Source organism: Microbacterium sp. RU1D (assembly GCF_900156435.1).
GTDB lineage: Bacteria > Actinomycetota > Actinomycetes > Actinomycetales > Microbacteriaceae > Microbacterium.
The window spans coordinates 1,476,955-1,500,465 of the sequence record NZ_FTPQ01000001.1; the positions used below are offsets into that span (position 1 = coordinate 1,476,955).

18 protein-coding genes are annotated in these 23,511 nt (G+C 71.4%); 13 read left to right on the forward strand and 5 right to left on the reverse strand.

Annotated elements, in window-relative coordinates; translation table 11 throughout:
- Positions 1 to 104: 104 nt before the first annotated feature.
- Genes B0B15_RS06685 through B0B15_RS06705 form a run of 5 tightly spaced genes read left to right on the forward strand, consistent with a single transcriptional unit; the run spans position 105 to position 6,152 of the window.
- Positions 105 to 710 carry a sigma-70 family RNA polymerase sigma factor gene (locus B0B15_RS06685; RefSeq protein ID WP_076675260.1) on the forward strand — a complete coding sequence of 202 codons (606 nt, stop codon included), beginning with the start codon at positions 105 to 107 and terminating at the stop codon, positions 708 to 710.
- Positions 707 to 949, forward strand: coding sequence for a zf-HC2 domain-containing protein (locus tag B0B15_RS06690; protein ID WP_076674367.1), 243 nt, complete (start codon positions 707 to 709; stop codon positions 947 to 949). The genes B0B15_RS06685 and B0B15_RS06690 overlap by 4 nt, the downstream gene beginning before the upstream one ends.
- A gap of 53 nt (positions 950 to 1,002) precedes the next feature.
- Positions 1,003 to 2,307: a GNAT family N-acetyltransferase gene (locus B0B15_RS06695; RefSeq protein ID WP_076674368.1), complete on the forward strand. Its 1,305-nt coding sequence runs from the start codon at positions 1,003 to 1,005 to the stop codon at positions 2,305 to 2,307.
- A 36-nt stretch (positions 2,308 to 2,343) separates the two neighbouring features.
- Complete coding sequence (locus tag B0B15_RS06700; protein ID WP_076674369.1) at positions 2,344 to 4,854, forward strand: bifunctional lysylphosphatidylglycerol flippase/synthetase MprF; 2,511 nt, start codon at positions 2,344 to 2,346, stop codon at positions 4,852 to 4,854.
- Positions 4,851 to 6,152, forward strand: a complete 1,302-nt coding sequence (locus B0B15_RS06705) for an alpha/beta hydrolase (RefSeq protein ID WP_076675261.1) — start codon at positions 4,851 to 4,853, stop codon at positions 6,150 to 6,152. The genes B0B15_RS06700 and B0B15_RS06705 overlap by 4 nt, the downstream gene beginning before the upstream one ends.
- A gap of 336 nt (positions 6,153 to 6,488) precedes the next feature.
- Here the strand turns inward: B0B15_RS06705 and B0B15_RS06710 are convergent, their stop codons facing one another.
- A complete protein-coding gene (locus tag B0B15_RS06710; protein WP_083708951.1) occupies positions 6,489 to 10,178 on the reverse strand; it encodes a multifunctional oxoglutarate decarboxylase/oxoglutarate dehydrogenase thiamine pyrophosphate-binding subunit/dihydrolipoyllysine-residue succinyltransferase subunit in 3,690 nt (1,229 codons plus the stop codon).
- 163 nt (positions 10,179 to 10,341) lie between these two features.
- On the opposite strand from B0B15_RS06710, the gene B0B15_RS06715 reads away from it, so the two are divergent.
- Entirely contained in the window at positions 10,342 to 11,802 is a 1,461-nt protein-coding gene (locus tag B0B15_RS06715; protein ID WP_076674370.1) for a GMP reductase, read from the forward strand.
- Here the strand turns inward: B0B15_RS06715 and B0B15_RS06720 are convergent.
- Complete coding sequence (locus B0B15_RS06720) at positions 11,792 to 12,826, reverse strand: glycoside hydrolase family 76 protein (RefSeq protein WP_083708899.1); 1,035 nt, start codon at positions 12,824 to 12,826, stop codon at positions 11,792 to 11,794. The two genes, B0B15_RS06715 and B0B15_RS06720, sit on opposite strands and share 11 nt — an antisense overlap.
- Positions 12,827 to 12,982: 156 nt before the next feature.
- On the opposite strand from B0B15_RS06720, the gene B0B15_RS06725 reads away from it, so the two are divergent.
- The gene (locus tag B0B15_RS06725; RefSeq protein WP_076674374.1) at positions 12,983 to 14,323 is read left to right on the forward strand and encodes a hemolysin family protein; all 1,341 of its coding nucleotides are present in this window, start codon (positions 12,983 to 12,985) and stop codon (positions 14,321 to 14,323) included.
- Positions 14,323 to 15,378 (forward strand): hemolysin family protein, encoded by a 1,056-nt coding sequence (locus B0B15_RS06730; protein WP_076674377.1) that lies wholly within the window; start codon positions 14,323 to 14,325, stop codon positions 15,376 to 15,378. Before B0B15_RS06725 ends, B0B15_RS06730 begins: the two co-directional genes overlap by 1 nt.
- Before the next feature lie 254 nt (positions 15,379 to 15,632).
- Here B0B15_RS06730 and B0B15_RS06735 read toward each other — a convergent pair whose 3' ends face one another.
- On the reverse strand, positions 15,633 to 16,691 hold the full coding sequence (locus B0B15_RS06735) for an NADH:flavin oxidoreductase/NADH oxidase (protein ID WP_076674380.1): 1,059 nt from the start codon (positions 16,689 to 16,691) through the stop codon (positions 15,633 to 15,635).
- Between the two features lie 28 nt (positions 16,692 to 16,719).
- On the opposite strand from B0B15_RS06735, the gene B0B15_RS06740 reads away from it, so the two are divergent.
- From B0B15_RS06740 to B0B15_RS06750, 3 genes are all read left to right on the forward strand, one after another.
- Positions 16,720 to 17,568: an ADP-dependent NAD(P)H-hydrate dehydratase gene (locus tag B0B15_RS06740; protein WP_076674383.1), complete on the forward strand. Its 849-nt coding sequence runs from the start codon at positions 16,720 to 16,722 to the stop codon at positions 17,566 to 17,568.
- 75 nt (positions 17,569 to 17,643) lie between these two features.
- Positions 17,644 to 18,951, forward strand: coding sequence for a glycosyltransferase family 87 protein (locus B0B15_RS06745; protein ID WP_091366354.1), 1,308 nt, complete (start codon positions 17,644 to 17,646; stop codon positions 18,949 to 18,951).
- Positions 18,952 to 19,096: 145 nt separating this feature from the next.
- Entirely contained in the window at positions 19,097 to 19,432 is a 336-nt protein-coding gene (locus tag B0B15_RS06750) for a thiamine-binding protein (RefSeq protein ID WP_076674386.1), read from the forward strand.
- A gap of 7 nt (positions 19,433 to 19,439) precedes the next feature.
- On the opposite strand, the gene B0B15_RS06755 is transcribed toward B0B15_RS06750, so the two are convergent.
- Positions 19,440 to 19,799 carry a hypothetical protein gene (locus B0B15_RS06755; RefSeq protein WP_143016342.1) on the reverse strand — a complete coding sequence of 120 codons (360 nt, stop codon included), beginning with the start codon at positions 19,797 to 19,799 and terminating at the stop codon, positions 19,440 to 19,442.
- A 238-nt stretch (positions 19,800 to 20,037) separates the two neighbouring features.
- Here B0B15_RS06755 and B0B15_RS06760 point away from each other — a divergent pair, with 238 nt between their 5' ends.
- Complete coding sequence (locus tag B0B15_RS06760; RefSeq protein ID WP_076674392.1) at positions 20,038 to 21,285, forward strand: MFS transporter; 1,248 nt, start codon at positions 20,038 to 20,040, stop codon at positions 21,283 to 21,285.
- Positions 21,286 to 21,439: 154 nt separating this feature from the next.
- Here the strand turns inward: B0B15_RS06760 and B0B15_RS06765 are convergent, their stop codons facing one another.
- Positions 21,440 to 22,645, reverse strand: a complete 1,206-nt coding sequence (locus B0B15_RS06765) for a homoserine O-acetyltransferase MetX (RefSeq protein WP_076674395.1) — start codon at positions 22,643 to 22,645, stop codon at positions 21,440 to 21,442.
- Positions 22,646 to 22,761: 116 nt separating this feature from the next.
- Between B0B15_RS06765 and B0B15_RS06770 the strand changes: the two genes are divergently transcribed.
- Complete coding sequence (locus B0B15_RS06770) at positions 22,762 to 23,460, forward strand: SDR family NAD(P)-dependent oxidoreductase (protein ID WP_076674398.1); 699 nt, start codon at positions 22,762 to 22,764, stop codon at positions 23,458 to 23,460.
- Positions 23,461 to 23,511 lie beyond the last annotated feature (51 nt).

The following is a 23,511-nucleotide window of genomic DNA, read 5'->3' on the forward strand; positions in this document are numbered from 1 at the left end:
ACTCTACTGAAAGGGGACGACACGTGACCGCACTTCTGGAGCGCGACCGCACCGCGACGACCATCCCGGTGGCCGTCGAGGCACTCGACGTAGACTGGCGCGCGATGAACGACACCGCAGACGCCGGCCCGCTCGAGGTGGAGCCCCGCGCACAGTTCGAGGAGCAGGCTCTGCCCTTCATGGATCAGCTGTACGCCGCGGCCATGCGCATGACGCGCAACCCGGCCGATGCGGCCGATCTCGTGCAGGAGACCTTCGTGAAGGCCTTCGGCTCGTGGGCCACCTTCACGCAGGGCACCAACCTCAAGGCGTGGCTCTACCGCATCCTGACGAACACGTACATCAACACGTACCGCAAGAAGCAGCGCGAGCCCTATCAGAGCGCGATCGACGACCTGGAGGACTGGCAGCTCGGCGGGGCGGAGTCCACCACCGCCAGCAGTGCCCGCTCGGCCGAGGCCGAAGCGATCGACCACATGCCGGCCTCCGTCGTCAAGGACGCCCTGCAGTCGATCCCCGAGGATTTCCGGATGGCGGTGTACCTCGCCGACGTCGAGGGCTTCGCCTACCAGGAGATCGCCGACATCATGAAAACCCCGATCGGCACGGTCATGAGCCGTCTGCACCGCGGACGACGCCTTCTGCGTGACCTGCTGTCGGACTACGCCAAGGAGCGCGGCATCCAGGCCGCGACGGGAGAGACGAAATGAGCGACTGCGGCTGCGACAAGGCGCGACGCGACCTCGAGGAGTACCTGCGCAACGAGGTCTGCAAGACCGAGGCCAAGGACATCCGAGACCACCTCGAGAACTGCCCCGGATGCCAGGACGAGGCGCTCGTGGCGCGCACCCTGACCGAGGTCGTCGCGCGGGCGTGCAAGGAGACCGCTCCCGACGAACTGCGCGATCAGGTGCTCTCGCGCCTGCGCGCCATTCAGTCCACCCACTGACGGCGGCCGGCGAGCGCTCGGCGCGTGTCGGGGGCGGTCCCTAGGCTGGGGTCATGGCATCCATCGACACCCTGACGCTGCCCGCCGACCCCACCTCCGCCGCCGACCTCGCGGCCGTCGGTCTCGAGTACTCCCGGGTCGACGCCGACGGAGACGGGTTCCGTCCGTTCCAGCGCGCGGTCGCCCGTGGCTTCCTCGGCGGGGAGTCCACCGACGACGAGGCCGCACACTCGCGAAAGACCCTGCGCACCCGACGCCTGACCGGCGTGTTCGACCGCTCCGGCAGCGAGCCCGAGGTCCCCGTCGGCACGATCGACTCCTGGGCGTCGACCCTGACGACCTCGCCCGGCCGCACGGCCGACCTCTGGTCGATCAGCGCGGTCACCGTCGCCCCGACCCACCGTCGTCGGGGCATCGCCCGCGCGATGATCGGCGGGGAGCTGCGGACGGCGGCGGCGGCCGGTTTCGCGCTGGCGGGACTGACCGTCACGGAGGCCACGATCTACGGGCGCTGGGGCTTCTCACCCGCCGCCTGGGCATCGGACGTGGTCGTCGACACCCGACGCGCCCGGTGGACGGGGCCCACCGCACCGGGCCGGCTCGACTTCATCGCCCGTGACGGCATCGTCGAGCGCCTGCGGGCGATCCACGAGCGGGTCCGGGTCCTGCGTCCCGGCTCCGTTCCCGGGTGGGACGGACGGTGGCGCGGGGTGGCAGGAGTGGCTCCCGGCGACAAGGAGGCCGAGAAGGTACGGGCCGTCGTCTACCGCGACGTCGACGACGTGGAGCGCGGCATCCTGGTCTACACCCTCGCGGAGACCGACGAATACGCCGCCCACGACCTCTCCGTGCGGGCGATCTTCGCCGACGGTGACGAGGCCTACGCCGCGCTGTGGCGCTTCGCGATCGAGCACGACCTCGTGGGCAAGGTCAAGGCGTGGCTTCAGGCCCCCGTGCCTCCGGTGCAATGGATGGTCGCCGACCGCCGGGCCGTGACCGCGACGCTCACCGACCATCACTGGCTGCGCGTGCTCGACGTCGCCGGTGCCCTGTCGTCGCGGTCGTACGCGGCACCCCTCGAGCTCGTGCTGCGGGTGGACGACCCGCTCGGCTTCGCCGACGGGAGCTGGAGCGTCCGCATCGACGACGCGGGGGAGGCCGAGGTCACCTCCGCCTCCGCGGATGCAAGGGTCGACGTCGATCTGACCGTGGGGGCGCTCGGTTCGCTCCTGCTGGGCGGGGTGCGGGCCACGGAGCTGGCCTCCGCGGGTCTCGTGAGCGGCGGGGCGTCGGCGATCGCCGTTGTGGACGCCGCCTTCGCCCCGGCGGCGATCCCGCTGCTCGACATCTGGTACTGACGCTTTTTCATAGAATCCCGCCGTACGATTCCGCCGATGTCCGAAGCAGCCCCCTCCCCGACGGCTCCGCGCGGATCGACGCGGCTCGATGCCCTGCGTGCGATCCTGCGGCGCTACACGCGGGAGAACCCGGTCGCCCTCGTCGCGGGCGTCATCGTGATCGCCGCTGCGGCGGCCACGGGGTCGCTGTGGGGTGAGGATGCATCCGCGTGGGGGGCTGGCCCTCTCGCCACTTTCGCGAGCGGGAGATGGTGGACCCTGCTCACCGCGCTGGCGATCCCGGATTCCCCGGTGGATGCCGTGTCGTCGGTGCTGCTGGCGCTCACCGTGCTGGCGTACGCGGAGCGCCTTCTCGGCTCCCGGCGCACGGGCGTGCTGCTCGTGTCGCTGGGCGTCGCCGGGTTGTCGGTCGGCATCGGCCTGCACGCCGCGGCCTGGACGCTGACCGACCTGCGTCCGGTCGTCGCCGCCGAGGTCCCGGTGCTCGACCCCACGACGCCGATCGCGGGAGTGGTGATGGCGGCCTCCGCTCTCGCGCCGACGCTCTGGCGCCGTCGTCTGCGCCTGGTGGGTTTCGCCCTGCTCGCGCTCTTCGCGCTGTACGCGGGTGACGCCGACTCCTGGTACCGCTTGACCGCCGCGGTGATCGGTCTCGGCGTGGGGGCCGTGCTCGCGCGCGGTCGCGAACGGCGTTCGTGGCACCGCAGTTCCACGCGCGAGACGCGCACGCTCCTCGCCCTCCTGGCCGCCGTGGTGGGCAGCGGCCCGATCGTCGCGCTTGTGAGCGGCGGCGGACGCGGCCCGCTGTCGCTCGTGGTCGACGCCTACACGCAGTACGACGACGAGCTGTTGAGCCGGTGCGGGTCGGTGGCGCAGGCGGTGTGCGACGAGCAGGTCGCGCTGCTCATGACCCGCGGCGCGGGACCCGCGCTGCTGGCGATCACGCCGCTCGTCCTCCTGCTGGTCGCGGCGTGGGGCCTGCGCCAGGGCCGTCGCTCTGCGTGGATCCTCGCGCTCTTCGTCCTCGTCTCCTCCGCCGTCCTCCCCCTCGTCTCGCTGCTGGACGGGCGGCTGCGCATCGATCCCTGGGTCGACGGCAGCGGCGCGGAATACGTGCTGTGGGCGGTGGCATCCATCGTCATCCCGCTCGCCCTCGCCATGGCCCTCGTCCTCGCGCGCGGGCGCTTCACCGTTCGTGCCACCCGGACCGCGGCGCGAACCGTGGCCGCGGTGATCGTGCTGGCGTTCCTCGCGTGCGCGACGACGCTGTTCGTCGTCGAAGCCGTGGGGCGACGCAGCTTCGATCGCGAGCTCTCGGTGCTCGACCTGCTCGGTCTCACGCTGCGCCGCTTCTTCCCGCCCGCGTTCACCAACCCCGGCGGCGGGACGGCCTTCCCGCACCACGGCCCGGCGCTGTTCGCCTACCAGTGGATCGGCGTGCTGTTCTGGGCCATCGTGGTGGCGGCGATCCTCTGGTTGTACCGCCGGGCCCGCCGACCGGATGCCGGGGGAGCAGCGCACTACCGCGAACTGCTGCGTCGCGGCAGCGACACCCTCGGGTTCCTCGGCACGTGGGAGGGCAACCGCCACTGGTACTCGGAGGACGGCGAGTGCGCTGTCGCGTACCGCCTGGCCGGCGACGTCGCCCTGGCCGTCGCCGACCCGCTGGCACCCGCGGGGCGCCGGCCCGAGGCTCTGCGCGGATTCTCCGACTACTGCGTCGAGCATGGCTGGACGCCGGCGTTCTACAGCGTGCACGCGGAGACGCTCGACGATCTGGTCGAGCTGGGCTGGCGGCACGTGCCGGTGGGAGTCGAGACCGTCATGGACCTGCCGGGCCTGGCCTTCGCGGGCAAGACATGGCAGAAGGTGCGCCAACCGCTCACCCGCGCCGAGCGCGAGGGATACACCGCCGTGTGGGCGCGCTGGCACGAGCTCACCGTGGCGCAGGCCTCGCAGGTCGTCGCGATCGACGAGGAGTGGGTCGCCGATCGGGCGCTGCCCGAGATGGGCTTCACGCTCGGGTCGCTCGACGAATTGCGCGACCGCGACGTGCGACTCCTGCTGGCCGTCGGGCCCGACGACCGCATCGAGGCGGTCACCAGTTGGATGCCGAGCTGGACCGACGGCGAGATCACCGGGTGGACGCTGGACTTCATGCGTCGTCGCAGCGACGGCCCGAACGGCATGATGGAGTTCCTCATCGCCAAGGCGGCCCTGGAACTGCAGGCGGAGGGTGCCGTCGTGCTGAGTCTGTCGGGGGCGCCGCTGGCCGACGACCCGGACGAGCCCGTCGACGGCGACCCCGCTCCGCTGCGCTCCCTGCTGCGCTGGCTCGCCGAGGTGCTCGAGCCGGCCTACGGGTTCGCGTCGTTGTTCCGGTTCAAGGGCAAGTTCCGTCCGCGCTACCGTCCGCTGGCCCTCGTCTACCGCGACCCGCTGCAACTCCCCGCGATCGGTGCGGCCGTCGGCCGCGCATACCTCCCCGATGCCTCTCGCCGTGAGATTGTCGCTCTGGCGAAGACCGCGTGGGAGGGGCGTCGATGAACAGATTCATCCTGTCGTTCGAGTTGATCGATTCGCCCCTGCTCTGGATGACGGCCGTGATCGCGGGGCTCGGTGTCGTCGGGGTGACCCTGTGGGTACCGCGCCGCATCATCCGCACCGCCATCATCGCGGTGGCCGCGGGGGTCGTGATGTTCGTCGTCGCGAAAATCCTCGAGGCGATGGACACCTTCCAGGGGCCCCTGCCGGCGGGCGCCATCTGGTGGGCCACAGGAGCGGCCGCGGCAGTGGCCGTCGGAGTCGTCGGAGTCTGTCGTGGGCCCTGGCTGCGGCGCGTCATCGGCGTCTTCACCATCACCTCCGCTCTGCTCGCCGGCGCGCTCGGGGTGAACGCCTCCTACGGCGTCACGCACAATCTGGCCGCGATCCTCGGGGTGCAGGCGCTCGATCCTGCATCCCTGCCGCAGCGCGGCGACGCCGCCGGGGATCCGTCGACGCTGTATCAGACGTGGGAGCCCCCGGCCGATATGCCCGCCAAGGGGTCCGTCAGCGCGCTGACGGGGAGCAGCAGGATCCCGACGGGGCAGTACGCCGCGCGGGATGCGTCGCTCTACCTCCCGCCCGCCGCGCAGGTCGCGAACCCTCCGGCTCTCCCGCTTCTCGTGTTCATGATGGGGCAACCCGGGTCGCCCGACCCCACCGTCCTGGCGAAGGCGCTCGACGCTTTCGCGGCGGCGAACAAGGGCCTGGCCCCCATCGCCATCGTCGTCGATCAACTCACCGCCCCCGACCTCGACCCCGCGTGCGTGGACTCGGCGAAGTACGGCGCCGTGTCGACGTACGTCAACGAGCTCGTGCCGCAGTGGGCCGAGCAGAACCTGAACATCGTCACGGACCACCGGTACTGGACGATCGGCGGGTTCTCCAACGGCGGTTCGTGCGCCGCGCTCTACGGGACGAAGCACCCCGACACGTGGGGCCAGCTGCTCGACGTGATGGGCAACGAGTTCCCCGGCTCCGAGCACGTGGCGCAGACCGTGGCCGACGTCTACAACGGCGACGCGAACGCTTTCCAGGCGAACAAGCCGTCCGTGATCATGGCCGCCGCCCCCTCGGGCACGTACACCGGGCACCTCGCCGTCTTCACCTGGGGCAGCGCCGACACGACGTACGGCCCCGGCCAGCAGGCGAACGCCGACGCGGCGAAGGCGGCGGGCTTCACGGTGCTCACCCACGTCGTCGAGGGCGCCGGGCACACGGGCGAGGCGCTGGACGGCAGCCTGGCGTACGCCATTCCGGCGATGGCGCCCGTCCTCGGCCTCGCGGCGCCGTCGCCCTGACGGGTCGTCGACCGGGGGCGTCGTCGCCGCGGCGCCCCCGGGATGGGGCGGTCGCTCGTGCGCTGCCAAGCGGATGGGGCGGTCGCTCGTGCGCTGCCAAGCGGATGGAGCGGTCGCTCGTGCGCTGTCACGCGGATGGGGCAGTCGCTCGTGCGCTGCTACGCGGATGGGGCGGTCGCTCGTGCGCTGCCGGGCGGACGGGGAGTCGTCCCGCTCGTCACGCGGGCCGACGCGGGAACCGCCGGCCCGCGGGCCGTGCGAGCGTCGACGCCGAAGGGGCCCGACCGACTCTCGTCGATCGGGCCCCTCCTCAGCGGGTGTCAGCGCTGCGGGATGTCAGCGTGAAAGCGCTTCCTTCATGATTGCCGCGTGCTCGCCGGCGTGCACCTTGGGCGAACCGGTCGCCGTCGACGCCGCCGAAGCCCGGGAAATACGACGCACGGGGCGGTCGAGCTGGTCGGCCAACTCCAGCGCGATGAACGGCCACGCGCCCTGGTTCTCGGGCTCGTCCTGCACCCAGACCAGCTCGGCGTTCGGGTACTGCGCGAGAACGCGCGCGAGTTCCTCGACGGGGGCCGGGTAGTACTGCTCGAGGCGCACGAGGGCGATCTCGGGGTTCGGGTTCTTGTCGAGCTCCGCGCGCAGATCCCAGTGGATCTTGCCCGCGTGGAGCAGCACGCGCTTCACGGCGCCACGGTCGTTGCCACGGTCGTCGTCGAGCACGGGCTCGAACCGGCCCTCGAGGAAGTCCTCGACCGGGCTGGTCGCGCCGCGCAGGCGCAGCATGGCCTTGGGCGTGAACACCACGAGCGGGCGGCGGGGACGCTGGTACGCCTGGCGACGCAGCAGGTGGAAGTACGACGCCGGGGTGGACGGGCGGGCGACGATCATGTTGTCCTGCGCGCACATCTGCAGGTAGCGCTCGATGCGTGCCGACGAGTGGTCGGGGCCCTGGCCCTCATAGCCGTGTGGGAGGAGCAGCACGACGCTCGACTGCTGCGCCCACTTCTGGTCGGCCGAGGAGATGAACTCGTCGATGACGGACTGCGCGCCGTTGGCGAAGTCGCCGAACTGCGCCTCCCAGAGGACGAGCGCGTCCGAGCGCTCCACCGAGTAGCCGTACTCGAACGCCATGGCGGCGTACTCGCTGAGCAGCGAGTCGTAGACCCAGAAGCGCCCCTGGTTCTCGCTGAGGTTGGCGAGGGGCAGCCACTCCTGACCGTTGTCGCGGTCGTGCAGCACCGAGTGGCGCTGCACGAAGGTGCCGCGGCGCGAGTCCTGACCGGCGAGGCGCACCGGGGTGCCCTCCATCAGCACGGAGCCGAAGGCGAGCAGCTCGCCGAAGGCCCAGTCGATGTTGCCGTTCCGGCTCATGTCCAGACGCTTGTCGAGCAGCTGCTGGAGCTTCGTGTGCACGGTGAAGCCGTCGGGCTTGTTCACGAAGGCGTCGCCGATGTGCTGCACGACCTCGCGCGAGACACCGGTGGTCTCGGGAGCTCCGACCGCGGGCTCGTCGGCCGCGTCGGTCGCGATCACGGGGTTGGTGCCGGTCTCGGCTTCGTGCGTGTCGGCGAAGGCCACCTCGAGGCGGTTCTGGAAGTCCTGCTTCGCCTGCTCGTACTCGTCTTCGGTGATGTCACCGCGGCCGACGAGCGACTCGGTGTACAGGCGGCGCACCGATCGCTTGGCCTCGATGAGGTTCGTCATCAGCGGCTGCGTCATCGAGGGGTCGTCGCCCTCGTTGTGACCGCGACGGCGGTAGCAGACGAGGTCGATGACGATGTCGCGGTGGAACTCCTCGCGGTACAGGAACGCCAGCTCCGCGGCACGCACGACGGCCTCGGGGTCATCGCCGTTGACGTGCAGGATCGGAGCCTGGATCGTCTTGGCGACGTCGGTGGCGTACACCGAGGTGCGGGCGTCGGTCGGCGTGGTGGTGAAGCCGACCTGGTTGTTGACCACGACGTGGATCGTGCCGCCCGTGCGGTAGCCGCGCAGCTGCGACATCTGCAGCGTCTCGACCACGACGCCCTGACCCGCGAACGCGGCGTCGCCGTGGACCAGGATGGGCAGCCACGAGAAGGTGCCGATGGGCTTGCGGTCCTGCTTCGCGCGCACGATGCCCTCGAGCACGCCGTCGACGGTCTCGAGGTGCGACGGGTTGGCGGCGAGGTACACGGGGAGCTCGTCGCCGGCGTCGCCGACGAAGGTGCCCTCGGTGCCGAGGTGGTACTTCACGTCCCCCGAACCGCGCTTGCTGCCCACGGCGACGGCGCCCTCGAACTCGCGGAACACGTGACCGTAGGTCTTGCCCGCGATGTTGGTGAGCACGTTCAGGCGACCGCGGTGGGCCATGCCGATGGCGGCTCCGTCGAGACCCGCCGAGGCCGCGCCCTGCAGGATCTGGTCGAGCAGCGGGATGAGCGATTCGCCGCCTTCGAGGCTGAAGCGCTTCTGCCCGACGTACTTGGTCTGCAGGAAGGTCTCGAACGCCTCGGCCTGGTTGAGCTTCGACAGGATGCGAAGCTGCTCGTCGTGCCCGGGCTTGGTGTACTTGACCTCGATGTTGCGCTGGAACCACTGGCGCTGGACCGGATCCTGGATGTGCATGTACTCCACACCCATGGTGCGGCAGTACGAGTCGCGCAGCACACCGAGGATGTCGCGGAGCTTGGCCACGCGCTTGTTGCCCAGACCGCCGGTGACGAACTCGCGGTCGAGGTCCCAGAAGGTCAGGCCGTGCGACTCGATCTCGAGGTCGGGGTGGGTGCGCTGGACGTACTCGAGCGGATCGATGTCGGCCATGAGGTGGCCGCGCACGCGGTACGAGTTGATGAGCTCCTGCACGCGGGCGCTCTTGTCGATGCGCTCGGACAGGTCGACGCTGATGTCGGCGGCCCAATGGATGGGCGCGTAGGGGATGCGCAGGGCGGCGAAGATGTCGTCGTAGAAGCCGCGCTGACCGATGAGCAGCTCGTGCACCTTCTTGAGGAACTCGCCCGAACCCGCACCCTGGATGACGCGGTGGTCGTAGGTGCTGGTGAGGGTGATCGTCTTGCCGATCGCCAGCTCGTTGAGCGTCTTCTCGCTCGCACCCATGAACTCCGCGGGGTAGTCCAGCGCACCGGCGCCGATGATCGCACCCTGACCGCGCATCAGGCGGGGGACCGAGTGGACCGTACCGATGCCGCCGGGGTTGGTGAGCGAGACGGTGGTGCCCTGGAAATCGCCGGGCGTCAGCTTGTTGGTGCGGGCGCGGCGCACGAGGTCTTCGTAGGAGGCGAGGAACTCGCCGAACGACAGGGTGTCGGCGCGCTTGATGCTCGGGACGAGCAGGGCGCGCGAGCCGTCGGGCTTGGGCATGTCGATCGCGATGCCGAGGTTGACGTGCGCGGGGGCCACCACCGACGGCTTGCCGTCGATCTCGGCGTAGTAGACGTTCTGGCTCGGGAACTCCTTGAGCGCCTGGATGAGGGCCCACCCGATCAGGTGCGTGAAGCTCACCTTGCCGCCGCGCGTGCGCGACATGTGGTTGTTGATGACGATGCGGTTGTCGATCATCAGCTTCGCGGGGACGGTGCGCACGCTCGTCGCGGTGGGGACCGTGAGCGAGTCGTCCATGTTGGATGCCAGGGCCTTCGGCATCCCCTTCAGGACCGTCACGCGGTCTTCCTCGGTGCTCTCGGAGCCCGCGGAGGGGACGGCATTCGGGGCCTGCGCCGGGATGGGCTGCGGCGCCGCCGGCTTGGCCGTGGTGCGGGCGACGGGCGCCTGCCCCACCACGGGGATCGGGGCCGTCACCGGCTTGGGCTCGGACGCCGACGCCGACGGCGGAGCGGCGGGCGGTGGAGCGGCGGCCGAGGATCCGTCGACGACCGGGTGGTACGCCTCCAGGATCGGCCACCAGGCCTTGTCTACGGAGTGCTTGTCGACTTTGAACTGTTCGTAGAGTTCGTCTACGAGCCACTCGTTCGCGCCGAACTCGCCCTCGCTCGAAGTACCGACGCCCGTCACCTGGCTCGACACAGTCGATCGCCTGCTTTCCTCGATGAAGATTCCTGTGGATGCGCCGACGTCGCCGTCGATGACGTCGAACGTCCAACGCATCTTCCAGCCTAGCCGAGGATCTGCGGACGGCCACGGCTCCGGCGGGGCCTTTCCCTCCGAATGGTGTGATGGAGTGGATGCTATGGAGTTCTCCGGCGCGCAGCCCGATGTCGACCTGACGTACTCGGACGTCTTCCTCGTCCCCCGCCACTCCGAGGTGCGCAGCCGCCTCGACGTCGATCTGGCCCCGGGCGACGGCAGCGGGGCGACGATCCCGCTCGTCTCGGCGAACATGAACTCGGTGACGGGGACGCGCCTCGCGGCCACCCTCGCGCGTCGGGGCGGGCTCGGCGTCCTTCCGCAGGACCTCGCGCTCCCGCAGCTGATCGAGGCCGTCGAGTGGGTGAAGTCCCAGCCGGTCGCCTGGGACGCCCCTCTGGTGCTGCCCCCCACCGCGACCGTCGCCGACGCGCGTCTCGTGCTGCCCCCGGTCGCCGGCCGCGGCATTGTCGTCGCCGACGCGCGGGAGGACGGCGTCGTCGACGTGGCCGCGTTCCGCGGGATCGTCGCGGCCCGGCGGCTGTCGACCGCCCTTCCGGATGCCACGCTCGGCGACATCGCCCGCCGCGACGCCCCGCTCATCGCGGTGGAGCGCATCGGCGATCCCCGCGAGGTCTTCGCGCTCATCGAGGAGGCGCGCGTCGACATCGTGCCCGTCGTGGACGGCGACCGCGTCGTCGGCACCCTCTCGGCTCGCAGCGCCCTCCGCGACTCCGTCTACCGCCCCGCGGTCGATGCCGACGGTCGCCTGATCGTGGCCGCCGCGGTCGGCGTCAACGGCGACGTGGCGGGCAAGGCGCGGGCGCTCGCCGCCGCGGGCGTCGACGTGCTGGTCGTCGACACCGCGCACGGCCACCAGGCGCAGATGCTGCGCGCGCTGCGCGAGGTCGCGGCGCTGGAGCTCGGCATCCCGATCGCCGCGGGCAACGTCGTCACCGCCGAGGGCGTGCGCGACCTCACCGACGCCGGAGCGACGATCCTCAAGGTCGGCGTCGGCCCCGGAGCGATGTGCACGACCCGCATGATGACCGCGGTCGGTCGGCCCCAGTTCTCCGCCGTGCTCGAGACGGCGGAAGCCGCGCGCGGCGCCGGCGCCCACGTGTGGGCGGACGGCGGCGTCCGCTATCCCCGCGACGTGGCCCTCGCCCTGGCGGCGGGAGCCGCCTCGGTCATGATCGGCTCGTGGTTCGCGGGCACGATCGAAGCCCCCGGCCTGCTGCGCCGCGACGACGCGGGCCTGCTCTACAAGGAATCGCGGGGCATGGCATCCACCAAGGCGGTGCAGGGACGCTTCGGGCGGCTCGATCCGTTCGAGCGGGCGCGCAAGGAGCTGTTCGCCGAGGGCATCTCGTCGTCGCGCATCTACCTCGATCCGCAGCGGCCGGGGTTGGAGGACCTGCTCGACATGATCACCTCGGGCGTGCGCTCCTCGTTCACCTACGCGGGGGCGGCCACCGTCGCCGAGTTCCACGACCGGGCGCGGGTGGGCCTGCAGTCGGCCGCCGGCTACGAAGAGGGGAAGGCGCTCCCGGTCAGCTGGTGAACGCCCGCTCGAGGTCGACGTCGGCCTCGAGCGTGATCCACGCACCGACCTGCACGGACAGGTCGAGGTCGTCGCCGCTCGCGCGCGCGGCGCGTCGCGGGTCGGCAGGGAAGATTCCGCCGCGGCGGCCGTTCCACAGCGCCTCCGCGTTGCGGTGCACGAGCTCGCGGGCGACGTCCGCGACCGGCCGGTGGGTCTCGCTCGACACATCGTCGGCGAACCAGAGCGCGGCCTCGGCGAGATAGCGGGCAAGGATGCCGGCGAACAGGCCGCCGTCGCCGCCGCCGGCCGCGGGGAAGAGCCCGTCGTCGGCCGCGCACCACCGAGCGACGGCGTGCACGAGCGACGCGGCCCGCGCCTCGTGCGCCTCTCGGGCGTCGGCGTCGGGCGCCCCCTCGGCCAGGGCGAGGGCGGATCCGATGGCGACGCCCTGGTTGTACGTCCACAGCTCGGGGCGGACGACGCCGTGCTCGACCCCGTCGCGCACGAGCCCCGTCTCGGGGTCGTCGAGGGTCGCCGCGACCCACGCGTCGAGATCGACGGCCGAACCGCGGTGCGCGGACCACGCGAGCGCGATCGCCGCGGGACCGTTCGCGGGGGCGTTGTACAGGGCGCTGCCGACCGCCCAGGGGAGCGCTCCGACCGCGGGGTCGACCGCGTCGTCGAGACGGCGGGTGAGGTGGTCGATACGGCGGTCGTGCACGTCGTACCGCTGCAGCGCCAGGGCCATCCAGGCGACGTCGTCGTAGAACGGCGTCGTCCAGCGTCCGAGCGTCCGGACCGTGATCCCGTGGTGGAGCCGGCGTAGCAGGCGTGCGCGGCGCGGGTCGGGGCGGTGCTCCTGCGCGTCGCGGAGGACGTGGAGCAGGTGCGCGTGCCACCAGTAGTGCCAGGTTCGGGCGCCGTCGACGCCCGGCGTCGCGGCGTGCGCCCACGCGAGCGGGCCGTAGCGGTGGACGTAGCGGCGGACGACGGCCGACTCGGCCGCCATGGCGCGCGTCTGCGCCGGGGACGTGGCATCCATGTCTCCCATCCTCCCCAGGCCGGCCGTCTTGCGCAGGCGGGTACCGCCACCCTCCCGCTGCCATAGAATCGTCGGCACGATGGACGACCCTCCCAGTTGTAGACCCTGGCCCCGACGACCCTCTCCCGCCGCACGCCCGAGCGGGGGTGATGCCTGATGGATTTCGTCATGCTGGCCGTGGGGCTCCTGCTCACCGTGGGGACCGGACTCTTCGTCGCGAGCGAGTTCGCCCTCGTCAATCTCGACCGTGCCGACCTCGAGGCCCGTCGCGCCGCCGGGGAGTCCCGCCTGTCGCTCACGATCGACGCCCTGCGCATCACCTCGACGCACCTCTCGAGCGCTCAGTTGGGGATCACCCTGACGACACTGCTCACCGGCTACACGATGGAACCGGCCATCTCGAACCTGCTGCGGCCGGCCTTCCAGGCGTGGGGGCTGCCCGAGGCGCTCGTCGTCGGCCTCGCCGCCGTCATCGGCGTGGGCTTCGCGACCGTGCTGTCGATGATCCTGGGTGAACTCGTGCCGAAGAACTTCGCCCTGGCCATCCCGCGCCAGACGGCCAAGCTCGTCATCCCGTTCCAGGTCGCCTTCACGGCGGTGTTCAAGCCCGCGATCCTGGTGCTCAACGGCAGTGCGAACGGCGTGCTGCGCGCCATGGGCGTCGAGCCCAAGGAGGAGCTGTCGGGCGCCCGCTCCGCCGAGGAGCTGTCGAGCCTGGTGAAGCGCTCCGCGAGCGCCGGGATGCTCGAGAAGGACACAGCGTCGCTGCTCGATCGAAGCCTCACCTTCGCGCGCCTGAGCGCCGCGGACGTCATGACGCCCCGGCCGAGCGTGCACGCGCTGGCCGCGGGCGACCCCGCCGACGATGTCGTGCAGCTTGCGCGGCGAACGGGCCACAGCCGGTTCCCGGTCTACGGGGAGTCGATGGACGACATCGTCGGCGTCGTGCACCTCAAGGCCGCGATCGGCGTGCCGCGCGACCGCCGCGGCGACGTGCCGGTGGCCGCTCTCGCCACCGAACCGCTGCGCGTGCCCGAGACCGTGCACCTCGACACGCTCGTGTCCGAGTTGCGCTCGCGCGGTTACCAGATGGCGATCGTCGTCGACGAGTACGGCGGGACGGCCGGGGTCGTCACGCTCGAAGACCTCGTCGAGGAGATCGTCGGCGAGGTCCTCGACGAGCACGATCGTTCGCGCGCCGGCGTCGTTCGCTCGGCCGCGTCGGTCACTTTCCCCGGCGACCTGCGTCCCGACGAGGTGCTCGACCGCGCGGGCGTCCGCGTGCCCGAGGGCGAGGTCTACGACACGGTGGGCGGGTTCATCATGGCGGCGCTCGAGCGCATCCCCGTCGTCGGCGACACCGTCGCCCTCGACGACGGCGTCCTCGCGGTGCAGCGCATGGACGGGCGCCGCGTCGACCGCGTGCAATTCACGCCCACCCCGGAGGAGCAGGACGTCGACGACCTCGTCCGCGCGGCGAAGGGCGGTGATCAGTGATGAACGATTGGGCCGGAATCGCCTGGCTGGTGGTGCTGCTGGTGGCAAACGCCTTCTTCGTCGGTGCCGAATTTGCGGTCATCTCCGCGCGACGCTCGCAGATCGAACCGCACGCCGACCGGGGGTCCCGCGCGGCCAGGACTGCGCTGTACGCCATGGAGCACGCCACGATGATGCTGGCGACATGCCAGCTCGGCATCACGATCTGCTCGCTGCTGATCCTGAACGTGTCGGAACCGGCGATCCACCACCTGCTCGAGGGGCCGCTGGGGCTCACCGGCTTGCCCGAGGCCGCGGTCGGGGTCATCGGTTTCGTCGTCGCGCTGCTGCTGGTGTCGTACCTGCACGTCGTGTTCGGCGAGATGGTCCCGAAGAACCTGGCCTTCTCGCTGCCCGACCGTGCCGTGCTCATGCTCGCCCCGCCGCTCGTGGCGGTGTCGAAGGCGTTCCACCCGATCATCGTGGCGCTGAACTGGACGGCCAACCACGTGCTGCGGCTGTTCCGCGTGGAGCCCAAGGACGAGGCCGCGTCGACCTACACGCTCGACGAGGTCGCGACCATCGTGACGCAGTCGCGCCGCGAGGGCGTGCTCGACGACGCCGCCGGAACGGTGACGGCGGTGGTCGAGTTCACCGAGAAGAAAGCCGCCGACATCGCGGTTCCGGTGGCCGATCTGGTGACCCTGCCCGAGACGACGACCCCCGCCGAGATCGAGCGGGCCGTCGCCCAGCACGGATACTCCCGCTACGTGATCGTCGACGCTGCGGGCATCCCGACCGGGTACGTGCACCTGAAGGACGTGCTGCGCGCGGCGGAGGGGGCGGAGGCCGACATGGCGCGGCCGATCCCGGCAAAACGCATCCATCACATGGTGTCGGTGCTGGAGACCACCGACCTCGAGGACGCCCTGGCGCTCATGCGCCGCTCGGGCCGACACCTCGCGCAGGTGCGCGATGACGACGGCGACGTGCGGGCGATCCTCTTCCTCGAGGACGTCATCGAGGAGCTCGTCGGCGAGGTACAGGACGCCACGGAACGACGCCGCTTCGTCTGACGCCGTCGCACGGAGCACCGGATGCCACGGGCCCTCGGCCACCTGGCATCCGGTGCTCTCGTTGCCGGCGTCGACGGTGATGGACATCAGCTGGATCACTGGCGACCACCCGGTGCGCGCGGCGTCTGGTTGCGGGCGCGGACGGATTCTGCTCTGTCGGCGTGCTCACGGGGCCCGTCGTCGATGACTTCGACAGGTTCAGTCACTCCGGACGCGCCCGTCGAAGGGACCGGGGCCCTGCCTGAGGACGAGCCTCAGTAGGCGCGCAGGTATTGCGCGGGGGCGGGGGAGTCGGCACCGAGGGCGGCGGCGGCGCGCAGGGCGTAGTGCGGGTCGCGCAGCCACTCCCGTCCCGACATGACGGCATCGGCGCGCCCGTCGGCGACCACGTTCTCGGCGAGGGCCGGGTCGTCGATCATGCCGACCGCGCTGACGAGCAGTCCGGTCTCGCGGCGTACTGTCGCGGCGTACTCGACCTGGTAGCCGGGCCCGGGCACGATGCGCTGGTGGGGGACGAGCCCCCCGCTGGAGACGTCGATCAGGTCGGCGCCGGCTGCAGCGACGAGTCGGGACGCGGCGACGGTGTCGTCGACGCTCCAGCCGCCCTCGGCGGCATCGGTCGCGGAGAAGCGCACGAACACCGCCGCCTCGGGTGCGGCGCCGCGCACGGCCTCGGTCACGCGCACGAGAAGGCGCGCACGGTTCTCGAACGAGCCGCCGTACTCGTCGTCGCGGTGGTCGGTCAGGGGCGAGAGGAACTGGTGCAGCAGGTAGCCGTGCGCCGCGTGCAGCTCGAGCACCTGGAATCCCGCGTCGACGGCGCGGCGGGCGGCCTCGGCGAAGTCGGTCACGACCTTCTCGATCCCGTCGGCGTCGAGGGCCGCGGGCGCGGCGAAGTCGGCGTAAGCGACGGCGGAGGGAGCGACCGTGCCCCATCCGCCGTCGGCGACGGCGACCGAGCCGCGCGCGCCGGAGAGGGGCGCCGACGTCGAGGCCTTGCGGCCGGCGTGACCGAGCTGCACGCCCGCGACCGCTCCACGGGCGCGAATGGCGGCGACGACGGGCCGCCATGCCTCCGCCTGTGCGTCGGTCCACAACCCGGCATCCTGGGGGGAGATGCGCCCCTCGGGTGAGACGGCCGTTGCCTCGGCGATCACCAGGCCGGCCCCTCCCGCGGCGAACTGCGCGAGATGGACGTGGTGCCAGTCGTTCGGGACGCCCTCCACTGCGCTGTACTGGCACATGGGCGAGACCCAGAGGCGGTTGCGCATCTCGATACCGCGAATGGACAGGGGAGTGAAGAGGGCGCTCATGGAGACCTTTGCGTTCTAGGGTGACGCCATGACGGCGACGGACTGGGACGGACACGATGCCGCCCGCGTACTGCGGAGGCCAACGGCGGACGACGACAAGTATTCCCGCGGCGTCGTGGGCGTGCGCACCGGGTCGGCCCGCTACCCCGGAGCGGCGGTCCTGGGGGTGGAGGCGGCCTGGCGCACGGGCACGGGGATGGTGCGCTACCTCGGACCGGCCCGCGCGCAGGACCTCGTGCTCCAGCGTCGCCCCGAGACGGTCACGGCCGACGGGCGCGTCCAGGCGTGGCTGATGGGATCGGGGACGGATGCCGCGGAGCGCGACGCCGCCGAGACCGCGGCGCTGCGCGGCATCCTTCGCGGCGACCTCCCGGTCGTGGTCGATGCGGGCGCGCTCGACCTCGTCCCGGCGGCCATCGCACCGGTGATCGTGACGCCCCACGCACGCGAGCTCGACCGGCTGCGCGATGCGCTGGGGCTGCCGCAGGCGGCCACCGACGATCGCGAGCGCATCGCCCGGGAGACCGCCGACGCCTTCGGCGGGGTGGTGCTGTCGAAGGGCGCCGTCACCGTGGTCGCGGCGGCGGGCGGGTGGGTCCGCCGGGTGTCGGCGGGGACGCCGTGGCTCGCGACCGCCGGCACCGGCGACGTCCTCGGCGGCGTCCTGGGTGCGCTCGCCGCCGGATCGATCGCGGCCGGGCGCACCGGTCTCGACGATCTCGCGGCGTGCGCGGCGACCGCCGCCTGGCTGCACGGGCGCGCCGGTGCGGTGGCCTCGCTCGCAGCGGGTGAAGGGGGCGGTCCGATCACCGCCCTGGACGTCGCGGGGGCTCTCCCGCGCGTCGTGGCGGAACTCCTGCGGGACTCGATCGCATAACGGTTGATGCTCCCCCGCCGCTCGGGCGGGGGAGCGCGGCGGGGGCCGGTCGGGCGGCCCGCTTAGGATCGGGGGGTGCTGAGGCGTGTCATTCCCCTGTTGATCGTGTTCGTCGCCGTGCACGTCGTGGTGGGGGTCCTCGGCTACCAGCAGCCGAACGAACCCATGGGCGACGTGTACCTGGTGTACGAGCCGTGGTCGCGCTGCGCGCTCTTCGGCGGCATCGACGTGACCTCGTGCACGCGCAGCGACACCTGGCAGTGGCCGGGGATCACCGAGAAGTGGATCTACCCGCAGCTCGCCTTCCTGCCGATGACCTTCGCCTGGCTCCTCGCCTGGGCGGTCGGGTACACCCCGGCGTGGGCGATCACCGTCGCCCTGTTCAACCTCATCGCCTTCGTCGTGCTCGTGGGCGACGGGCGTTCACGGGGGCGGGTGCTCGCCGCGTGGTTCTGGCTGGCGGCGATCCTGCTCATCGGCCCGGTGGGCATCTACCGCATCGACGGCATCACCGTTCCCTTCGCCATCCTCGGCGGGATCTGGATGCTGCGGCGCCCTTTCCTGGCATCCGTCCTGTTGTCGGTGTCGGTGTGGATGAAGGTGTGGCCGGCGGCGATCCTCGCGGCCGGTCTCGTCGTCATCCGCCGACGTCTGGCCCTCGTCTGGGGCGCGGTGGCGGTGTCGCTCGCGACGATCATCCCCGTGGTGGCCCTGGGCGGAGCACCCTTCGTCTTCGGGTTCGTCGGCGATCAGACCTCCCGCGGCATCCAGATGGAGGCGCCGGTCGGGGGGCTCTACATGTTCCTCGCGGCGTTCTACGTCCCGGGGAGCGAGGTCTACTACGACGGCGACGTGCTGACGTTCCAGGTGACCGGACCGGGTGCCGAGGCGGTCATCGCCGCGATGACCCCGGTCATGCTGCTGACCATGGTGGGGGTCGCCGCCCTGGGCGTCTGGAAGCTGCGACACGGAGCGACGTTCCTCTCGCTGTTCCCGCCGCTGTCGCTGGCGCTGGTGACGGCGTTCATCGCGTTGAACAAGGTCGGTTCGCCGCAGTACTACGTGTGGCTGTTCGCGCCGGTGGTTCTCGGCCTCATGATCGACCGTCGCCGGTGGTTCGGCTTCGCGGCCCTGACGCTCGTGATCGCGGGATTGACGCAGTGGATGTACCCGCTGCTGTACGACGGGCTGATGGCCACCCACCCCAACCCGTTCCCGGTCGTCGTCCTCGAGGTGCGCAACGTCCTCGGTCTGGTGCTGCTGGTGTGGGCGATCGTGCGCGTCGCGCGCGTCTCGGTCGGTCGCGTGCGGCCCCCCGCGGGTCTGCGCGAGATCGTGACCGGGCGCCGGCCCGTCCCGCCGCGGGTGCGTTCGGGGCGCTGACCCCGGGGTGCCGTCCGCGGCGCTGGCCGTCCAGGCCGCCGCGGGTGCGTTCGGGCGCCGATTTCGGGTTGCGGTCCGCGGCGCTGGGCCATCCAGCCCGCCGCGCTCCGTTCCGCCACCCGCTGCCGCGTCGTAGTCTCGAGACATGCTCATCGCCTTCTCCGTCGCCCCGTCCGGCGTCGGCACCGCCGCTGCCGAGAACCCCGACGCCTCGGTGCACGACGCGGTGGCCGCGGCGGTCGCCGTCGTCCGCGCGTCAGGCCTGCCCCACCGCACCACCTCGATGTTCACTGAGGTGGAGGGGGAGTGGGACGAGGTCTTCGCGGTCGTCAAAGCGGCAACGGATGCCGTGATGCCTTACGGATCGCGGGTGTCGCTCGTGCTCAAGGCCGACATCCGGCCGGGGCGTACGGGTGAGATTGACGCCAAGGTCGAGCGGCTCGAGCAGGCGCTCGAGCGCCGCGAAGACCGAACGGACTGAGATCGGATCAGATCGCGGGAGGGTCGGCCCAGACGCGCTTGGTGAGGGCCGCGACGTCGGCGTCGATGCGCGCGAGGTCACCGCGCAAGCGGCTCTCGACGCTGTCGATCTTGGCGTTGAGTCCGGCTTCGACGCTGTCGATCTTGGCGTTGAGTCCGGCTTCGACGCTGTGCAGCTCCATACGGGTGACGCGACTCTCGGCCATCGTCTCCGCGCGCAGGGAATCGATGCGCGCCTCCAGGCGGTCGGTGTTCGCGGTGATCACCTTCGTGAGCGAGCCCATGATGAGGTTCGTGCTGAACGTCATGCCTCCCAGGACGGCGGCAGCGAAGGTCCCGATCAGCACCCAGACCTGCGGTTCGGTCATCTCCGGCATCCCTTCATTGTGCGGTGAGGGGTTCGAGAGTGCCATCTTCGGAGCGGGTGAAATTCCTCCGCCGCCACGACGGGGGAGAGATGGGCCGATCCGTCGTCTGGGGAGGAGGGTGCCCGCGCCGCCGACCGGCGCAGGGCCTTCCGAGCGGGCCTCGAAACGATTCGGTCGACCGGGCGAACCCGGCTAGCATCGTCGGGTGACCTCTTCGACTCCCTCGAGAGGTGCGGCGATGCGGGCGCTCCTTTCTCTCGCCATCGGCAGTTTCGGCATCGGCATGACCGAGTTCGTCGTCATGGGCCTGCTGCCCAATATCGCCCGCGAGCTCGTCCCCGGCGTCTGGGCGTCGTCTCCCGACGACGCGATCGCCCAGGCCGGCTGGCTCATCTCGCTCTACGCCCTTGGCGTCGTCGTGGGTGCACCCACCATCGCCGGGTCGGTGGCGCGGTTCCCGCGGCACCGCGTCATGATCGTGCTCGCGGCGGCGCTCGCGTTCTTCACGCTGCTGACGGTCATCGCCCCGACCTTCGAGCTGGTCGCGGCATCCCGGTTCCTCGCCGGGCTTCCGCACGGTGCCTACTTCGGGATCGGCGCCCTCGTGGCCGCCGACGCGCTCGGACCGGGCAACCGCGCGAAGGGCGTGGCGTTCGTGCTCACCGGCCTGACGATCGCGAACGTCGTGGGCGTGCCGCTGGGCACGCTGCTCGGGCAGCAGGTCGGCTGGCGCGCGGCCTTCGCCGTGGTCACCGCGATCTTCGCCCTCGCGGCCGTCTGCATCGCGCTGTTCGTCCCGGCGCACCCGGGATCTCCGGGGAGGCGCCTGCGCGACGAGCTGCGGGTCTTCCGAATCGGTCAGGTGTGGTTCGCGCTCGGCATCGGCGCGGTCGGCTTCGGCGGGTTCTTCGCGATGTACAGCTACATCGCGCCGATGATCACCGACGTCGCGGGGCAGCCCGAATGGGCGGTCTCGCTCGTTCTCGTCCTGGTGGGCGTCGGGATGACCGTCGGCAACATCGTCGGCGGCGCGCTCGCCGACAAAGATCTGCGCTTCTGGCTGTACGCGGGCCTCGTCGCCCTGGGCGTGGCATCCGTCGGTCTGGCTCTGACCGCCGCCTGGATCGTGAGCCTCGTGCTGTTCGCCTTCCTCGTCGCGTTCTGCGGGGCAGCCCTGAGCCCCGCGATCCAGACCCGGGTGATGGACGTCGCGGAGGACAATCAGTCCATCGCAGCGGCGCTGAATCACTCCGCGCTGAACATCGGCAACAGCCTCGGGGCGTTCCTCGGCGGTCTCGCGATCGCCGCGGGTCTCGGACTCGTGGCCCCGGCATGGGTCGGCGCCGTCCTGGCCCTGGGCGGACTCGCGGTGGCCTTCGCGTCCTACCGTGTCGAGGACCGCTCCGGCCGTCATCCCGCGCACCGGATGCCGGCGGCCGAGGCCGCGCAGACCGCCATCACGGGTTCGATCCCGACGCAGCGCTGAGTCCTCTGCGCACCACGCCGTCCCGGGTCGAGTGTCCAGGCCACGCCGCGGAGACCCGACCGGGTCCGGCGTGTCCCGGACACTCGACGGTGTGGGGGCGGCGTGGGGCGGCGGCGGAACGGGGTGAATGCCGGGGCAGCGGCATCCGGGACGATCAGGTCGCGAAGAGGCGGCGCAGGTGCGTGGCCACGGCGGCGGTCTCGATGAGGAAGCCGTCGTGCCCGAAGTCGCTGGACAGGACGACGGACTGGTCGCCGTCGAGCGTGTTCGGGATGCCGCGCGCGATCCGGTGCTGCCCGTCGATGGGGAACAGGCGGTCGCTGTCGATGCCCAGGACGAGGGTCGTTGCCGTGACGCGACGGAGGGCGTCTTCGACGCCGTCGCGATCGCGTCCGACGTCGTGCGAGTTCATGGCCTCGACGAGCGTCAGGTAGCTGTTCGCGTCGAAGCGGCGGGTGAACTTGTTGCCGTGGAAATCGAGGTACGACTCCACCGCGAAGCGCCCCCCGCGTCCGAGCGGGCTGACCCCCGACTGCCACGAGCGCTGGAAGCGCGAGTTCAACTCGGTCGGGCTGCGGTAGTTCAGCAGCGCCATGCGGCGCGCGAGGGCGAGACCGCGGTGGGGGCCGTCGCCATCGCCGGCGTCGTAGTACTCGCCGCCCGCGAAGCGGGGATCCATGCGGACGGTGTCCAGCTGCACGGAGTTCAGCGCGATCTGGTCGGCGGTCGTGATCGGCGGGGCCGACAGGATCGCCGAGCGGGCGACGCGGTCGGGGTGCCCCACCGCCCATTCCAGAGCGTGCATCCCGCCCATCGACCCGCCGACGACCGCGAACCAGCGGTCGATGCCGAGAGTGTCGGCCAGCGCCGCCTGCGCTGCGACCTGGTCGCGGATGGTGAGGTAGGGGAAGCGCGAGGCCCACTCGTACCCGTCGTGCGCGATGCTGGCCGGCCCGGTCGAGCCCTGGCATCCGCCGAGCATGTTCGGAGCGACCACGAACCACCGGTCGGTGTCGATCGCGGCTCCGGGGCCCACGAGGTCGCTCCACCAGCCCGCCGTGGCGTGCCCGGGGCTCGCGGCGCCGCGAACGTGACTGTCGCCGGTGAGGGCGTGGAGGATCAGGACGGCGTTGTCGCGCGCGGGGGACAGATCGCCCCACGTCTCGTAGGCGAGGCGCACGTGCGGCAGCGATTCGCCGTTCTCGGTCTCGAACGGACCGAACGACACGAATCTGCGGTCGCCGACGGGGTCGCCGTCGCGCCACGCGCCGGTGGCGGGGGGTCGACCGAGCAGTGAGCGGGCATCGGCCTCCGTCACCGGCGCCGAGGGCACGGTGTCTTCGGAGATCTGCCAGTCCATGGCATCCATTCTCTCCGGTGTCCGTGGACGCACGCGGTCTGTTACGACGACGCAGGACTCGGAGGCCGGTTGTCCAGCCCCCGTTCGCACCCGAGTGGGGTGGTCATGATCCCGGCATGGCGAACTTCCTTCTCATCGCGGCCTCCAGCGACATCGGTCAGGCGACGGCGACACGACTGCGCGATGCGGGACACCGCGTCGTGACCACCGCGCGGGATTCCTCGCGCATCGACCCGGATTTCACCCTCGACGCGACCGACTTCGACGCGGTCGACAAGGTCGTCACTGAGGCGGGGGAGCTCGACGGCATCGCGGTGTTCGCGGGCTCGATGCTGCTCAAGCCCGCCCATCTGACCTCGCGCGCGCAGTACGACGAGCTCATCGCGGCCTCGCTCACCACCGCCTTCGCGGCGGTACGGGCGGCGGGCGCCCACATGCGCGACGGCGGTGCGGTGGTGCTGGTGTCGTCGGCGGCGGCGTTGGCGGGGCTGCCCAACCACGACGGCATCGCGGCGGCCAAGGCCGGCGTGATCGGGCTGACGCTGTCGGCCGCGGCGAGCTACGCGGCGCACGGGCTGCGCGTGAACGCGGTCGCCCCGGGGCTCGTGCAGACGCGCCTCACGGAGAAGCTCACCTCGAGCGACATGTCGCGCAAGGTGTCGGAGGCGATGCATCCGCTCGGTCGACTCGGCGAGCCGGACGACGTCGCGCGCGCGGTGGAGTTCCTGCTCGCCCCCGAGAATGCGTGGATGACGGGGCAGGTCATCGGGGTGGACGGCGGCCTCGGCAGCCTGCGCCCGCGTCAGAAGATCTGACCGCCGCTGTGTGAGGGGTCGCTTTCTGTGGCCGAGCGCGCGGCTGAGCGA

Excerpts from the sequence above, each read along its gene's own strand:
- B0B15_RS06740 (WP_076674383.1), top strand. The coding sequence starts at position 16,720 with ATGACGGCGACGGACTGGGACGGACACGATGCCGCCCGCGTACTGCGG.
- B0B15_RS06750 (WP_076674386.1), top strand. The coding sequence starts at position 19,097 with ATGCTCATCGCCTTCTCCGTCGCCCCGTCCGGCGTCGGCACCGCCGCT.
- B0B15_RS06755 (WP_143016342.1), bottom strand. The coding sequence starts at position 19,799 with ATGACCGAACCGCAGGTCTGGGTGCTGATCGGGACCTTCGCTGCCGCC.
- B0B15_RS06765 (WP_076674395.1), bottom strand. The coding sequence starts at position 22,645 with ATGGACTGGCAGATCTCCGAAGACACCGTGCCCTCGGCGCCGGTGACG.
- B0B15_RS06705 (WP_076675261.1), top strand. The coding sequence starts at position 4,851 with ATGAACAGATTCATCCTGTCGTTCGAGTTGATCGATTCGCCCCTGCTC.
- B0B15_RS06700 (WP_076674369.1), top strand. The coding sequence starts at position 2,344 with ATGTCCGAAGCAGCCCCCTCCCCGACGGCTCCGCGCGGATCGACGCGG.
- B0B15_RS06695 (WP_076674368.1), top strand. The coding sequence starts at position 1,003 with ATGGCATCCATCGACACCCTGACGCTGCCCGCCGACCCCACCTCCGCC.
- B0B15_RS06770 (WP_076674398.1), top strand. The coding sequence starts at position 22,762 with ATGGCGAACTTCCTTCTCATCGCGGCCTCCAGCGACATCGGTCAGGCG.
- B0B15_RS06725 (WP_076674374.1), top strand. The coding sequence starts at position 12,983 with ATGGATTTCGTCATGCTGGCCGTGGGGCTCCTGCTCACCGTGGGGACC.
- B0B15_RS06760 (WP_076674392.1), top strand. The coding sequence starts at position 20,038 with ATGCGGGCGCTCCTTTCTCTCGCCATCGGCAGTTTCGGCATCGGCATG.
- B0B15_RS06690 (WP_076674367.1), top strand. The coding sequence starts at position 707 with ATGAGCGACTGCGGCTGCGACAAGGCGCGACGCGACCTCGAGGAGTAC.
- B0B15_RS06685 (WP_076675260.1), top strand. The coding sequence starts at position 105 with ATGAACGACACCGCAGACGCCGGCCCGCTCGAGGTGGAGCCCCGCGCA.
- B0B15_RS06720 (WP_083708899.1), bottom strand. The coding sequence starts at position 12,826 with ATGGATGCCACGTCCCCGGCGCAGACGCGCGCCATGGCGGCCGAGTCG.
- B0B15_RS06730 (WP_076674377.1), top strand. The coding sequence starts at position 14,323 with ATGAACGATTGGGCCGGAATCGCCTGGCTGGTGGTGCTGCTGGTGGCA.
- B0B15_RS06715 (WP_076674370.1), top strand. The coding sequence starts at position 10,342 with ATGGAGTTCTCCGGCGCGCAGCCCGATGTCGACCTGACGTACTCGGAC.
- B0B15_RS06735 (WP_076674380.1), bottom strand. The coding sequence starts at position 16,691 with ATGAGCGCCCTCTTCACTCCCCTGTCCATTCGCGGTATCGAGATGCGC.